Genomic DNA, 14,442 nt, shown 5'->3' on the forward strand with positions numbered 1-14,442 from the left:
GAATGCCGGTGCCGTTGAGATACATCTGAACGGCCTGCGCTTTTGTCTGAGCGCTGAATTTAGGGGCGCGATCAGTAAAGTACCGACCACACTCCTTACAGCTAAATCGCTGGTAACCCGCCTTGAGGCCGCGCTTGACCGTGGCAGTGCTAGAACAATCTGGACAATCCATCTCAAACCCTCCGGCAAATCACCCCCAAGCAATCAAACTAGAATCCCAAATGAGCAAGTTGTAAACAGTCCCCCCTGGTAGGGGGAGGGGACGCGCCAGTGCCGGCCTGATTAGCCCGCCCTGATCAGTGGAATCGCCAGATCTTTTCGGAATAAATACAACAGCGTACGAGCGGCTTCGCCGTCGGGGCCGGTGAGGCCGGGGTTGCGTTGCATCAGGGCTTTGGCGTCGTCATGGGCGAACTCAAGCAAGTGCCGATGCACGTCTGGGACGGCGACGCGGTAGCCGGGCATGCCGGATTGGCGCGTGCCCAAGACGTCACCTTGGCCGCGTAGGTCGAGGTCGCGTTCGGCAATCTCAAAACCGTCTTCGGTGGATTTGATGGTTTCGAGGCGCGCTTGAGCGGTTTCGCTGAGCGGTTCTTTGAAGAGAAGCAGGCAGGCAGAGCGTTGCGAACCACGGCCGACGCGACCGCGCAGCTGATGGAGCTGAGCGAGGCCAAAACGTTCAGCGTGTTCGATGATCATGATCGTGGCGTTGGGGACGTCGACGCCCACTTCGATGACCGTTGTGGCGACGAGAAGTTTGATTTCATTGGCTTTAAAGCGCGCCATAACCTCTTGCTTGGCGGCGGCTGACATGCGGCCGTGGACGAGGGCCACCTGATCGCCGAAGACTTTCTGCAGTTCGGCGAAGCGATCTTCAGCGCTGACGACTTGGATAAATTCGCTTTCTTCAACCAGCGGGCAGACCCAATAGGCCTGCGCACCTTCGCCTAACCGGGCGATGAGACGGTTGATGACGCGGCCGTAGTCATTGATCGAGAGCACTGCCGTATCAATGGGTTGGCGGCCGCGCGGCTTTTCTTTGAGAACAGAGACGGCCATGTCGCCGAAGTGGGTGAGTACCAAAGTGCGCGGGATCGGCGTGGCGGTCATGACGAGAAGGTCAGTGTCGCGGCCTTTGTCAGAGAGGGCGAGGCGCTGGTGGACGCCGAAACGGTGTTGTTCGTCGACGACGGTGAGGGCCAGATTGTGGAAGGCGACGCCGGATTGGAAGAGGGCGTGGGTGCCGAGGGCGATGTGGATCGAGCCATCGGCAAGTCCTGCTAGAATCTTGCGTTTTTCGGCTGCGGGCATTTTTCCGGTGAGCAATGCGCAGCCTAGGCCTGCCGCTTCAGCGAGAGGCTGAATGGTTTTAAAATGCTGTGAAGCCAGCAATTCGGTCGGAGCCATCAACGCCGATTGCGCGCCGCTTTCTGCCATTGCCGCCATGGACATAAGAGCTACAACGGTCTTGCCGGAGCCCACGTCGCCTTGCAGGAGGCGGGACATGCGGTCCGGGCTGGCGAGGTCGGCGCGGATTTCTTCGAGGGCCTGGTTTTGGCCATCGGTCAGGGAGAAGGGTAGCGCGGCGGCGACGCGGGAGGTGATACTCCCGTTGAAAGTACGGGACTTGCCCTTTTGGGCGACCATGGTCGAACGCACCAATTGTAGGGTGATTTGGCCCGCTAAATACTCATCATAAGCAAGGCGTTGGCGGGCCGGGGACCAGAGTTGGCCCTGGTCAGGATTCTCTGGCAAATGGACTTCGCGCATGGCTTGGGCGAAGTTTGGCCATTTGCGTTGGCGCATGGTTTCGGCGTCGATCCATTCCGGTAATTCGGGAATGATATCAACGGACTGGCGCACGAGTTTCGCTAAGGCTTTGGAACTCAATCCACTTGTGAGGGGATAGACCGGCTCGACGAGGGGGAGTTCTGCGAATTTTTCGGCTTCGACGATATAGTCCGGGTGCGTTATCTGCTTTTGGCCGTTGAAGAAATCGACCTTGCCAGAGACATAGCGCTCTTCGCCGACTGGGAGAGCTTTTTCGACCCAGCCGCCTTGGGCGCGGAAGAACACCAAGGACAGTTCGCCGGTCTCGTCATGCGTGAAAACGCGATGTGGCACATGTAGCTTTCCGCGTGGTGGCGGTTGGTGCCGGTCGATGTGGAGTTTCAGCGTAACGATTTGATTTAAATAGGCGTCTGCAATGCCGACCTGTCGGCGGCGATCGACGACGCCGGAGGGCATATGCATCAGAATGTCGAGGACGATGGCCTCTTGTCCGTCAGGGGCGCCGAAGAATTTGGTCAGCAGTGCTGCGAGCTTATCGCCCACGCCTTTGATGGAGTGGAGCGAGCGGAACAGGGGCTGCAATTCATCGGGACGGGACAAGAATGATTCTCCTTACCGAGGGGCATCTATTGGCACTTCTGTGGCCTTTGGCCGGCACTTTTGGGCCTCTGAAGGGGCAAATTGCTGACATTCAGGGGCATGACGGAATAGGGCTGACATTGTTGGCTAACACGCGTAAAGAACAAGTCCAAATCGAGAACAAAATTCAATCATGGGTGTCGCAAATGACGGCCGGTGAAGAGATCGCTATTCGACGTAAACGGCTCCGCTATCGCGCGTGGCATCGTGGGACCAAGGAAATGGACTTGGTGCTCGGTCCATTCGCGGATGCGCATCTGGAAAACTACGATGAGGCGCAGCTCGACAAGCTCGAAGCGCTGATGAACGAAGAAGACCCGCCATTGCTGAAATGGGTGCTCCGGCAGGAGGAGCCGCCAGCGCATGTGGATCGTTCTTTCCTCGACCTTCTTATTGCCGACCACGAGGCCCGCGTCGCCCGATGACTTCTTCTGACATCACGCCCACCGTTCGTACCATCTCCAACGTACCTGATGGCATGCAGCCATTGGTGTTGGCACGGCTGGTTGAACAACGCCTCAAAAACGCGCCGGATGATGCGGCGGCTGTGGTGTTCGTGGCGCGTGATGGACGGCGCTTGCAGCGCATGGCGGAAGTGTTGGGGGCGATGTTGCCCGGACACACGATATTGCAACTGCCTGCCTGGGACAGCCTGCCATATGACCGTGTGTCGCCAAACAATGTGACCATCGCGGCGCGTATGAAAACGCTGGCGGCGCTGACCAGCGGCACCAAGGGCGCGATTGTGCTGACGGCGGTTAATGCGCTGGTGCAAAAGCTGCCGCCGCGCGCTGTGGTCGAAACCATGTCGTTTTCGGCGGCCGTTGGTCGGGTGGTCGATGGCGATAAGCTGATCGGTTGGGCGGCGAACAATGGCTATTTGCGCGTGCCGACGGTGCGCGAAAGCGGCGAATTTGCAGTCCGGGGTGGGTTGATTGACCTGTTCCCGGCCAATGCGGACGCGCCGCTGCGCTTTGACTTCTTTGGGAGCCAGTTGGAAACGATCCGGACGTTTGATCCCGATACACAGCGGACGACGGGTAATCTGAAGCGGATTGATCTGACGCCGATGAGCGAGCTGGTGCTCAATGAAGACACCATTCGCCGTTTCCGTCAGAACTATACGGCGACTTTTGGTGGCAACACCCATGATGACCCGCTCTATTCATCGGTAAGTGGCGGGTCGCGCTATTCGGGCACGGAGCACTGGCTGCCGTTCTTTTATGAAAAGCTCGATAGTCTGGCGGATTATGTGGGCGATGCCCCGTTCGTCTTCGACGATCAGGTGAACGAAGCCTATGGCGAGCGTGTCGAGCAGATTGCCGATTATTACGACGCGCGCGAGACGGCGCGTTTAGCGCCGCAGGTGGCGGGGGCAGGGGCGCCCTATAAGCCGATTAAGCCAGAACTGCTTTATAATGTTGATGTGACGCCAGCGCAGTTGGCGGGGGCGTCGGTCATTCAGCTTTCGGCGTTTCTGTCGCCGCAGACGAAATCGGGTGACGATGCCGGTGGGCATATTGCGCCAAGCTTTGCAGCCGACCGTTTGGCGAATGACGTCAACCTTTTTGAGAAGGTGGTGGAGCGGCTGCTTACGGAGCGCCGCAATGGTCGCCGCGCAATTGTGGCCTGCTGGAGCGCGGGGACGCGCGATCGCATGGCGCAGGTGCTCAAGGATCACGGGCTGACCAATCCGCGCCTCGGCGAGAATTGGAAAGACGCGGAAACTACGAGCGCGGCGACCACTTCGTTGATCGTGTTACCCCTCGAATCTGGCTTTGAAACCAAAGACCTGCTGGTTCTGACCGAGCAGGATATTTTGGGCGAGCGCATTTTGCGGCCGCAGCGCAAGAAGAAGGCTTCGGATGCGCTGACGGAAGCGGCCAGCTTGAGTGCAGGCGATCTCGTGGTGCACGTCGACCACGGTATCGGTCGCTTCTTGGGGCTGAAGGTCATTCAGGCCGGTGGCGCGCCGCATGAGTGCGTTGAGCTTGAATATGGCGGCGAGACTAAGCTTTACCTGCCGGTCGAAAACATCGAGCTGCTGACCCGCTATGGGGCGGACGATGCGTCGGTGACGCTCGATAAACTCGGTGGCGTGGCCTGGCAGGCTAAGAAGGGCAAGCTCAAGAAGCGCATCCGCGAAATGGCGGAACAGCTTATCAAGTTGGCGGCGCAGCGCTTGCTGGTCCGCGCCGATGCGGTGGACCTCAATTCTGGCGCTTACGATGAGTTCGTGGCGCGCTTCCCTTATGAGGAAACGGAAGATCAGCTCAACGCCATTGGGGCGGTGTTTGACGATCTGACCTCGGGCAAGGTGATGGATCGCCTTGTCTGCGGTGACGTGGGCTTTGGGAAGACCGAAGTTGCGATCCGCGCGGCCTTCGCCGTGGCGCTTTCGGGCAAGCAGGTGGCGGTGGTTGTACCGACAACGCTCTTGGCGCGCCAGCATTTCAAGAACTTCTCTGAACGTTTCCATGGCTTGCCGGTCAATGTGCGCCATGCCTCGCGCATGGTGCCAGCGGCCGAATTGAAAGCGACCAAGGAAGGCTTGGCCAATGGGCATGTCGATATCGTTATCGGCACCCACGCGCTCTTGTCGAAGTCGATCAGTTTCAAGGACTTGGGCCTGCTGATTATCGACGAGGAACAGCACTTCGGCGTGAGCCACAAGGAGCGTCTCAAGGAGCTCAAGGCCAATGTTCACGTGCTGACGCTGACGGCAACGCCGATCCCGCGCACGCTGCAACTGGCGCTGACTGGCGTTCGCGATCTGTCGCTGTTGGCGACGCCGCCAGTCGACCGCTTGGCGATCCGTACCTTTATTTCGCCTTTCGATCCGCTCTCGATCCGCGAAGCTTTGCTGCGCGAAAAATATCGCGGCGGGCAGAGCTTCTATGTGGTGCCGCGCATCAAGGATCAGGCCGATATTGCCGAGTTCTTGCGCGTGCAGGTGCCGGAAGTTTCCTATGTCATCGCCAATGGGCAGATGCCGCCGGGCGAACTCGACGACATCATGAACAATTTCTACGACGGCAAGTTCGACGTTTTGTTGGCGACGACCATTGTGGAATCGGGGCTCGATATTCCGAACGCCAATACGCTGATCGTACATCGTGCCGACCAGTTTGGTCTGGCGCAGCTTTATCAGATCCGTGGGCGTATCGGCCGGGCCAAGCAGCGCGCCTATGCGCTGTTCACCGTGCCTGCCGACAAGAAGCTCACCGACACCGCAGAGCGTCGTTTGGGCGTGCTGCAGTCGCTCGAAAGCCTTGGCGCTGGCTTCCAACTGGCGAGCCACGATTTGGATATTCGCGGGGCAGGGAATCTGCTCGGCGACGAGCAGTCGGGCCATATCCGCGAGGTTGGTTTCGAGCTTTACCAGTCGATGCTGGAAGAGGCCGTGGCGAACTTGCGCGCTGGTGGCGACGAGGAATACGACGACAAGAACGAGTGGAGCCCGCAGATTTCGCTTGGCATGCCGGTGATGATCCCGGAAAGCTATGTGCCTGATCTGCAGTTGCGCATGCAGCTCTATCGTCGCTTGGGTGATCTCAGCGATATTCGCGATATTGATGCTGCGGGTGCGGAGCTGATCGATCGGTTCGGGCCGCTGCCGGAAGAAGTGGAATCGCTGCTCAAGGTCATTCTGGTGAAGGCACTCTGCCGTCAGGCCAATGTCGAAAAGGTCGATGCTGGTCCGAAGGGCGCGGTGGTGACGTTGCGAAACAACGAGTTCCCCAATCCGATTGGTCTGGTGCGCATGGTTTCGGACCTGTCGAACCAAGTGAAGATCAAGCCTGATCAGAAGCTCGTGTTCGTGCGCAATTGGCCAACGCCGGAGCAAAGGCTCAAGGGTGCAGCCGCAATTATGAGTAAACTGGCGCGTTTGGCTGAGAATAAGAGTTAACTGAAGTCTCGGACACGAGGCGCTATAATCTTTTGGCAACTCTCATCGGTCATGTTATTGCCCGATTTGAGCCCTTGAAGGGCAGTTCAGGTATTTCGGTAGCTTTGGGCTGCCCGGACCGCCAAGGAAGACAAGGACATTTTATGACGTTCAAGAAACCCCTCGTGGCCGGAATCGCAGCGGCAGCGTTTTTGCTGACCCCGGCTGTATCTTTCGCGCAGGACGCGGCTCCTGCAGCACCGGCTGCTGAAGCGCCAGCTGCGGCCGAGGGCGGTGCTGTCGCTGAAGTCGGCGCTGCCGTCGACAATATGCCATCGCAGAACTGGCTGAAGGTTTGTGACCCGCTGGACGACGGCCAGAAGGCTTGCGTGATGCGCCAAGTGGTGCTCGCAAACGGCCAGTTCCTCGGCTCCTTCCTGCTGCGTGACGATCCAGGCCAGGAAAGCCGCCTGTTGGCTGTTGCTGCCGTCCCGCTTGGCGTGCTGCTGCCGTTCGGCCTGACCTGGCAGATCGACAACGCAAAGCCAGTTCGCGTGCCGTACATGCTGTGTGATCAGCAGTCGTGCTCGACTCAGCTCGTGATCAACGAGCAGTATGTCGCTTCGCTCAAGAAGGGTTCGACCCTGAAGCTGACCGCTAAGAACCGTCAGAACCAGGACCTGACCATCGATATCAACCTCGCTGGTTTCACCGCGACTTATGATAGCGATACGGCCCTGACGTTCGAACAGCTGCAGAGCCAGGAATCGGGCGAAAACGCGCTTGAGCAGGTTCTTCAGGATCGTGCCGAGCAGCTCCGCAAGCAGCTGAGCGAAACGCCAGCTGAAGGCGAAGCGCCAGCAGCACCTGCTGCACAGTAAGCTCTACGCAGACGAATTTGAAAAAGGCCCGGGAAACCGGGCCTTTTTTGTTGTGCAGGTGAGAGGCAAGACAGGGATTAGCGTTGGCCCATGCCCACGGCAAAAGCCTGCTTGCGCAAGAACGGGGACAGCTTGAGTGCCCACAAGCCGCCAGCCCGCAGGGTTTGGCTGGGGAGCATGTCGGCGAGAAGCGATTTGAACAGCGTGTCGACAATAGTGCTGGTTTGCGCCAGATCGGCTGCGCGGCGGCGCGCATAATCATCAGCGGCCTTGGCGCCCCAATCGGGCAGGGTCGTGTCAGCGGCTTTCAGGGCGGCGATAAGATCGGCGACATCCCGCAGACCCAGATTGAGGCCCTGTGCGCCAATGGGTGGGAAGGCGTGAGCAGACTCGCCGACCAAGGCCACCCCAGATGCTCCGGCCTTATCAACGGTTAGTGTCGAGAGTGGGAAGACGAAGCTGGGGGAGACAATCTTGAGATCGCCGAACAGGCGCTGTGAGGTCTCTAGGATGGCGTTTCGGAGGGCCTCTGGCCCGGCAGCCTGAAGAGCACGCAACTTGGCCTCATCATCGATCCAAACGAGATTGGCGCGGTTCTCACCGGCCGGCACCAGCGTGAAGGGCCCACGCGGGTAGTGGAACTCGATGGAAGTGCCACCAACGCTACGGGTCAAGTCTAGATCACAGACGAGGGCACCCTCGGTGAACTGATGCTCGCGCGTGGTAATGCCAACGGCGTTGCGCAGCAGAGACTTTTTGCCATCGGCACCGACTACGAGGGGCGCACAGAGGGTCGAACCATCGGCCAGTGTGACTGTGCCCAGCTTGCCATCATGGCGATAGGCCGACACGCTTTCGGTTCGGATAGTGAATCCGGTTTTTGGGGCAGTGCTTTGAAAGTGCTCAAGAAGTCGCGCATTGCCAAAGTTCCACCCGAAAGCGGGAAGACCGATTTCGACCGCTTCAAAGAGGGTTTCTGGCGCGCGGAAGAGGCGGGGCGTGGCATCGATGATGCGAATGGCGGTGAGCGGATGGCCTAGGGTCGCTGGTTCGGAGACGAGGCCGCTTTCAACGAGGAATTCGACGCTTGGCATCATCAGGGCCGAGGTGCGCCGGTCTGGCGGGGCAGCAGGGGCCAGATGGATGACGTCAAACCCGAGCCGCGCCACGGCGACAGCAGCGGCGGAGCCCGCAAGCCCGCCTCCCACCACGATGACATCAGCATCCTTATTCATGGCGCATCCTCTTGGGTGTCGGTCGAAAAGCCTTTTGCGACGGTGGAACCGCCGCAGGGCGTTTGCTGTTCCGGCCATAGCAGTGCTTGGGGCTGAGCGGTAGCCCAAGCGTGGCCATTTTCGCGGTTCGGAGGCGGGTGCTTCACCACTCGCTGCCCACACCATACACTGACAATTGAGCCCGAGTCGGCTTTGGGAGACACTGCCATGATGGAACTCCTCTCCGATCCCAATGTGTGGATCGCATTTGGTACGCTCACGGTCATGGAGATCGTGCTTGGTATCGACAATATCGTTTTCATCTCTGTGCTGGTTTCGCGCCTACCGCGCGAACAGGCGGAATTTGCGCGAAAGCTCGGGATCGGGCTGGCCCTGGTGTTTCGCATCATCCTGCTGTTCCTGATTTCTTGGATCGTGCAGCTCAAAGATCCGGTGTTTGAAGCCTTCGGGCAGCCGTTCAGCTGGAAGGATATCATCCTGCTCGCCGGTGGTGCGTTCCTGATCTACAAGGCGACGCACGAAATGCATGCCGCCATCGAGGGCGACCATGAGGTGAGCGCTGCGAGTGCGGGAACGGCTACGCTGCAGGCCATTCTGGTTCAGATCGTGATCATCGACATGGTGTTCTCGATCGACTCGATCATCACCGCGGTCGGCATGGTTCCGGCAGATCAGGTGGCGGTTATGGTGGCGGCAGTTCTGGTGGCCGTCGCGGTCATGTTTTTTGCCTCCGGCCCGATCGCCAAGTTTGTGGCCGATCACCCGACGACGAAAATGCTGGCGCTGGCGTTCCTGCTGTTGATCGGTGTGACGCTGGTGGCTGACGGCTTGGGCTTCCATATTCCAAAGGGTTACATCTATTCGGCCATGGCCTTCTCGGTGCTGGTCGAGGCGTTCAATGTGTTCGCCAAGCAGCGCAAAACCAAGCGCAGTGGCGGGCATAAGTTTTCGCCCTTTACCGGCAATGTGGGCGGTGTTTCTACCGATGACGCTCTGTCATCTATGGGACAGTCCCACAGCGTGATGCCGGCGCGCCCAGCGCCAGTGAGTGATAAATCTCTACCGCGTTCGACGCCGATTTCGCGGGCACAATCGCGCCCGAAATCAGCGCCCCGCAAGCCAAAGGCTCCTAAATGAGTAAAGTCGTCGTCGTCCATGAAACTGGTGGTACTGAAGTCCTGAAGGTCGAAGATTGGGACATCGGCGCGCCCAAAGCCGGAGAGGTCAAAATCCGGCAGACGGCCATCGGGCTCAACTTCATCGACACCTATCAACGCTCGGGGTTGTACCCGGTGCCGCGGCCCTTTGTGGCGGGCAATGAAGCTGCCGGCGTGGTGACAGCGGTGGGCGAGGGCGTCAGCGAACTCCGTGAAGGGGATCGCGTCGCCTATCAGGGTACGGTCGGTGCCTATGCCGAGGAGCGGATTATCGCCGCCAATCGGGTGGTGCCGATCCCCGATGGGGTCGATGATGAGACGGCGGCGGCAGCTTTGCTCAAGGGGCTGACGGCCTACTATCTTCTGTTCAAGACCTGGCCGGTGGCAGAGGGGGAGACCATCCTCTGGCATGCGGCGGCGGGCGGTACGGGGATGATCGGGACGCAATGGGCCAAGGCCCTAGGCGCAACGGTCATCGCCACGGCCGGGGGAGCAGAAAAGGTCGCGAGCGCGCAGCGGTTTTGTGACCATGTTATCGACTATAAGGCGGAGGACTTCGCGCCACGCGTGAAGGCGTTGACCGGGGGCAGGGGCGTTGATGTCGTTTATGACGGCGTCGGCAAAGCGACGTTTGACGCCTCGCTCGATTGTCTGCGTCCGTGTGGACTGATGGTGAGCTTTGGCAATGCCTCGGGCGTTGTTGCTATCCCGGACCTTGGCGTTTTGGCGCGCAAGGGATCGTTGTATGTGACCCGGCCAACGGGGGCGCATTATTTCGCGGAACGCTCAGCACTGCTCGAAGGGGCGGAGGCGTTGTTTGGCGCGATAGCTAGCGGGGCGATCAAAGTCGAGATCAGCCAGCGCTTTGCGCTGGAGGAGGCTGCGAAAGCCCATTCCGCCCTTGAGTCTCGGGGCACGACGGGATCAGTTATCCTCAAGCCATAGCGAAAAAACGAGGGGGGCTACTGGACAGGTGCGCTCCCCCTCGTTAAACGCATTGTCGTCGGGCAGGTGGTAGAGTGGTTGATTGCTCCGGTCTTGAAAACCGGCGAAGGTGCAAGCCTTCCGGGGGTTCGAATCCCTCCCTGCCCGCCATAAATCTCCAAAATTGTAGCTGAGAGAAAACCGGTTTTGCCGGGGCCTTGTGGCGTGCTCTTTTCCGAGCGGGACGCGCATTCGCAGGGCAATTGGCCCTGTTGAATGATGGCGTCACCATAAAAGCACCATTGTTTGCTTGATCTTGGTATGCAGTGCGCAGGACTAAGATACTAAGCTATTCAAAGAAGGTGATTTTCATAGATGTCATTTAACGCTGCTGGGCTTCGCAATATCGTACTCGCTTTGGGTCTGGTGGGCGCCTGTGGCGCCGTGTCGGCGCAAGAGGCGGTGCCGCTGACCGACGAGCTCTTTGACCTCCATTGGGTCGCTATCGAATATGAAGGCAAGATCGAAGGCGTTGATCTGGCGCCAACCACTCTTGTCGTTTCAGATAGAGAGTTCGGTCATGTGGGCGGGCAAACGGGTTGTGAAACCGATTGGACTGCGAAAGTTGAGATTGCACTGCCGAAGTTGAGTTTCAGCGAGGTAGAGGGTTTTTATGAGGACAGCTGTCCGGCGTATAAAAACACCATCGCGCTGTTGAATGCGCTGGAGCAGGTGTCATACGCAGAGACCTCGCCTGAAGGGCTGGAACTCAAGGCCGAAGATGGCCGTCGGGTGATGCTGATGGTCGCCGGCGGCTAGGCGTGCGGACACAGTGCGAGAGGGCAGGCTTTGGCCTGCCTTTTTTGTTTTCGCGCCTTGCGTTACGAGCTGCTGCATGAGTGGAAATCATGTATGGCAGAGGGGTGAATCTCTATAGACTGGTCAAGAGGAGGGCGCGGCCGAGGGGCTGGCGCGCTGACTATCTATGGGAACGAAAATGACTATGTCTGAGAACCGTCAGTTCAGGCCATTGCCTGTGCCATCCGTCTCGATTGGTGGGTATTGGGGGGATTGGCAGGACGCTGTTTGTGACGAGACTGCCAAGACGCTTTTGGATCGCTGTGTCTCGGCGCGGATGCTGGAGCAGATTAACCCGGATGTTCCGAGCCCGGGCGTTGTTCTTCCCATTATGAATTGGGGCGGGACCACCCAGATGTTCTGGGATAGCGACATGGCAAAGTCGATCGAGACCATTGCCTATTCGCTTTATCACAAGCCGAATGCAGAGCTGGAACGGCGGGCCGATGAGATTATCGACATGTACGCCAAGCTCCAGGACGAGGACGGGTATCTCAACTCCTTCTTCCAGCGGATTAAGCCGGAGTGGAAGTGGAGCAATCTGCGCGACTTCCATGAGCTCTATTGTGCCGGGCATATGATTGAGGCGGCGGTGGCCTATTATCAGGCAACCGGCAAGCGCAAGTTCATGGATGTCATGAGCCGGATGGCGGATTATTGCGTCGCCAAGTTTGGCTATGGGCCGGGGCAGATGCGCGGCTATTGTGGGCACGAGGAGATCGAGCTGGCGCTGGTGCGCCTCGCACGCGAGACCGGTAACCAATCCTACATGGATCTAGCCAAATTCTTCGTGGATGAGCGCGGGCAAGCGCCGAACTTCTTTATGGAAGAAGCGAAGGCGTTCGGTCGCGACCCGAAGGGCTGGCAGAAGAATATTCTGGAGTATTCGCAGTCGCATGTTCCTGTGCGGGAGCAGAGCAAGGTGGTGGGGCACGCCGTTCGAGCGATGTATCTCTATTCGGCCATGGCGGACCTTGCGACCGAGTATAATGATGACAGCCTGACAGCGACGCTGGAAACGCTGTGGGCGGACCTGACGCAAAAGCAGATGTATGTGACCGGCGGTATCGGCCCGGCGCATTCCAATGAAGGTTTTACTGACTATTACGACCTGCCCAATGACACGGCCTATGCGGAGACTTGCGCATCGGTTGGGCTGGTGTTCTGGGCGTCGCGCATGTTGGGGCGTGGGCCGAAGCGGCTCTATGCGGATACGATGGAGCAGGCGCTTTATAACGGGGCGATCACTGGCCTATCGATGGATGGCAAGACGTTCTTTTATGACAACCCGCTCGAGTCGACCGGCAAGCACCACCGCTGGATTTGGCATCCGTGCCCATGCTGCCCGCCGAACATTGCGCGGCTAGTGACGTCGCTGGGCTCGTACGTCTATCAGGTGGCGGATGATGAAATCGCCGTTCACCTTTATGCGCAGAGCGAAGCGCGGGTGGAGCTGGCCAATGGCGCAAAGTTCACGCTGACGCAGAAGACGGACTATCCGTGGTCGGGCGATATCGCCATTGAGATTGCGCCAGAGCAAAGCGCAACTTTCGCGGTGTCGCTGCGTATCCCTCAGTGGGCGCGGGCCGCAAAGCTCTGCGTCAACGGGCAGCCTATTGTGCTGTTTGACTTGGGTGCCGATGGCTATGTGCGCATTGAGCGCGAATGGGCGAAGGGCGATGTGATCCAGCTGACGTTGCCGCTGGAGCCGCGTGCGGTCCGGGCCCATCCCTATGTGCGCCAGAATGCGGGCAGGGTGGCGATTATGCGCGGGCCACTGGTCTATTGCATGGAAGGCGCTGACAATGGCGTGGGGCTCAATTCCGTTCTGTTGGGGAATGGCTTGGGCAAGGCGCAGACTGCCGTTATTCCCGATCTGCGCGGGGCCATTGCCATCGATCTGCCGGTGCTCAAGGAGAGCGCTGGGGCCTGGGGGAATGCGCTTTACGCGGAAGCTGAAGCCGCGACCGAAGCTGTCAGCGCAAGGCTCGTGCCCTATCATCTATGGGACAATCGCGCGCCGGGCGAAATGTTGGTCTGGATGCGCAACGCCTAAGAAAACTCTTCACCTCACACATCAAGACCGGCAACGAAACTGTTGCCGGTCTTTTGTTTTGACGTGATGAATTGGCAAAGAAAAACCCCGCCGGAGCGGGGTTTTGGAGGCGGAGTTTTTTGGGGGTGTTAGCCCTTCACGCCAGCCGAGAGCATGATCGCCTGGGTCACGCGGCGCTGGAAGATGAGGTAGACGATGGCGACGGGCAGGCCGGTCATGACCGCAGAGGCGAGCTCGCGGGCATAGGCAACGCCGAAGGCATCGTTGACCTGCGTGATCCCGACAGCGACGGTCATGGCTTCTTCCTTGGTGACGGCCAAGAATGGCCAGAGGAAGGAGTTCCATGCGCCGATGAAGGTGATGATGGCGAGCGCGGTGGTGACACCCCAGTTCATCGGCAGGAAGATGCGGAACAACATGCGGAATTCATTGGTGTTGTCCATGATCGCGGCTTCGCGGAATTCCTTGGGAACGCCATCGAAGAACTGCTTGTAGATCATGGTGGACATTGGCGCGATCAGCGAAGGCATGATGATGCCTGCCCAAGTGTTGATAAGCTTGAACTGCGCGGCGAGAATGTAGTGGTTCACGATCAGGGCCTGAATAGGCACCATGAAGCTGGCGAGAATGACGAACCACAGGACCTTACGGCCGGGGAAGTTCAGCTGGCTGATGGCATAGCCGCAGCAGGCCGACATCAGCACCACGATGACCGTGGTCAGCAGTGCTATGGCGATGGAGTTGAAATACCAAAGGCCAATCTTGGTGTTGAAGAGCACCGCCGTATAGGCATCCAGCGTGAACGTGCGGGGCCATGGGGCGAAGCCGGGCTCAACCACCTGGCTTTCGGGCTTGAGGCTGGTGATGATCGCCCAATAGAGCGGGAAGGCCCAAACCACGGCGCAGATGATGGTCAGCAGCGAAATCACCAGACCCACTTTGTCGACGGTCTTGATGATGTTGAGTTTTCGCGTCGAAACGGTCTTTTCAGGAAGGCTCGAGGTCATAGCGG

The 14,442-nt window shown here is 58.9% G+C and carries 10 protein-coding genes and 1 tRNA gene; 8 read left to right on the top strand and 3 right to left on the bottom strand.

The features are described 5' to 3' along the window. Positions 1-282 precede the first annotated feature (282 nt). On the bottom strand, positions 283-2,391 hold the full coding sequence (gene recG, locus HKD40_RS13585) for an ATP-dependent DNA helicase RecG (RefSeq protein ID WP_169196323.1): 2,109 nt from the start codon (positions 2,389-2,391) through the stop codon (positions 283-285). A 2-nt stretch (positions 2,392-2,393) separates the two neighbouring features. On the opposite strand from recG, the gene HKD40_RS17700 reads away from it, so the two are divergent. The 3 genes from HKD40_RS17700 (at position 2,394) to HKD40_RS13600 (ending at position 7,200) form a co-directional block, all read left to right on the top strand. Next, complete coding sequence (locus HKD40_RS17700) at positions 2,394-2,855, top strand: succinate dehydrogenase assembly factor 2 (protein WP_199531661.1); 462 nt, start codon at positions 2,394-2,396, stop codon at positions 2,853-2,855. Between the two features lie 53 nt (positions 2,856-2,908). Beyond that, positions 2,909-6,340, top strand: a complete 3,432-nt coding sequence (mfd, locus tag HKD40_RS13595; protein WP_248306075.1) for a transcription-repair coupling factor — start codon at positions 2,909-2,911, stop codon at positions 6,338-6,340. 143 nt (positions 6,341-6,483) lie between these two features. Beyond that, on the top strand, positions 6,484-7,200 hold the full coding sequence (locus HKD40_RS13600; protein ID WP_169196325.1) for an invasion associated locus B family protein: 717 nt from the start codon (positions 6,484-6,486) through the stop codon (positions 7,198-7,200). Between the two features lie 77 nt (positions 7,201-7,277). On the opposite strand, the gene HKD40_RS13605 is transcribed toward HKD40_RS13600, so the two are convergent. Beyond that, positions 7,278-8,435 (bottom strand): FAD-dependent monooxygenase, encoded by a 1,158-nt coding sequence (locus HKD40_RS13605; RefSeq protein ID WP_169196326.1) that lies wholly within the window; start codon positions 8,433-8,435, stop codon positions 7,278-7,280. A gap of 207 nt (positions 8,436-8,642) precedes the next feature. Here HKD40_RS13605 and HKD40_RS13610 point away from each other — a divergent pair, with 207 nt between their 5' ends. The 5 genes from HKD40_RS13610 to HKD40_RS13630 all read left to right on the top strand — a co-directional run bounded on the left by HKD40_RS13610 (position 8,643) and on the right by HKD40_RS13630 (position 13,430). Further along, entirely contained in the window at positions 8,643-9,572 is a 930-nt protein-coding gene (locus HKD40_RS13610; protein WP_169196327.1) for a TerC family protein, read from the top strand. Continuing rightward, positions 9,569-10,537, top strand: a complete 969-nt coding sequence (locus HKD40_RS13615; protein WP_169196328.1) for a quinone oxidoreductase — start codon at positions 9,569-9,571, stop codon at positions 10,535-10,537. The genes HKD40_RS13610 and HKD40_RS13615 overlap by 4 nt, the downstream gene beginning before the upstream one ends. A gap of 60 nt (positions 10,538-10,597) precedes the next feature. Beyond that, positions 10,598-10,687, top strand: a tRNA-Ser gene (locus HKD40_RS13620). Positions 10,688-10,891: 204 nt separating this feature from the next. Further along, positions 10,892-11,335 carry a hypothetical protein gene (locus HKD40_RS13625; protein ID WP_169196329.1) on the top strand — a complete coding sequence of 148 codons (444 nt, stop codon included), beginning with the start codon at positions 10,892-10,894 and terminating at the stop codon, positions 11,333-11,335. Between the two features lie 178 nt (positions 11,336-11,513). Then, a complete protein-coding gene (locus HKD40_RS13630) occupies positions 11,514-13,430 on the top strand; it encodes a beta-L-arabinofuranosidase domain-containing protein (RefSeq protein WP_169196330.1) in 1,917 nt (638 codons plus the stop codon). Positions 13,431-13,558: 128 nt separating this feature from the next. Here the strand turns inward: HKD40_RS13630 and HKD40_RS13635 are convergent, their stop codons facing one another. Continuing rightward, entirely contained in the window at positions 13,559-14,437 is an 879-nt protein-coding gene (locus HKD40_RS13635) for a carbohydrate ABC transporter permease (protein WP_199368475.1), read from the bottom strand. Positions 14,438-14,442 lie beyond the last annotated feature (5 nt).

Origin of the sequence: Devosia sp. MC1541 (assembly GCF_012847305.1) — a bacterium.
In the GTDB taxonomy this organism is placed as follows: domain Bacteria; phylum Pseudomonadota; class Alphaproteobacteria; order Rhizobiales; family Devosiaceae; genus Devosia.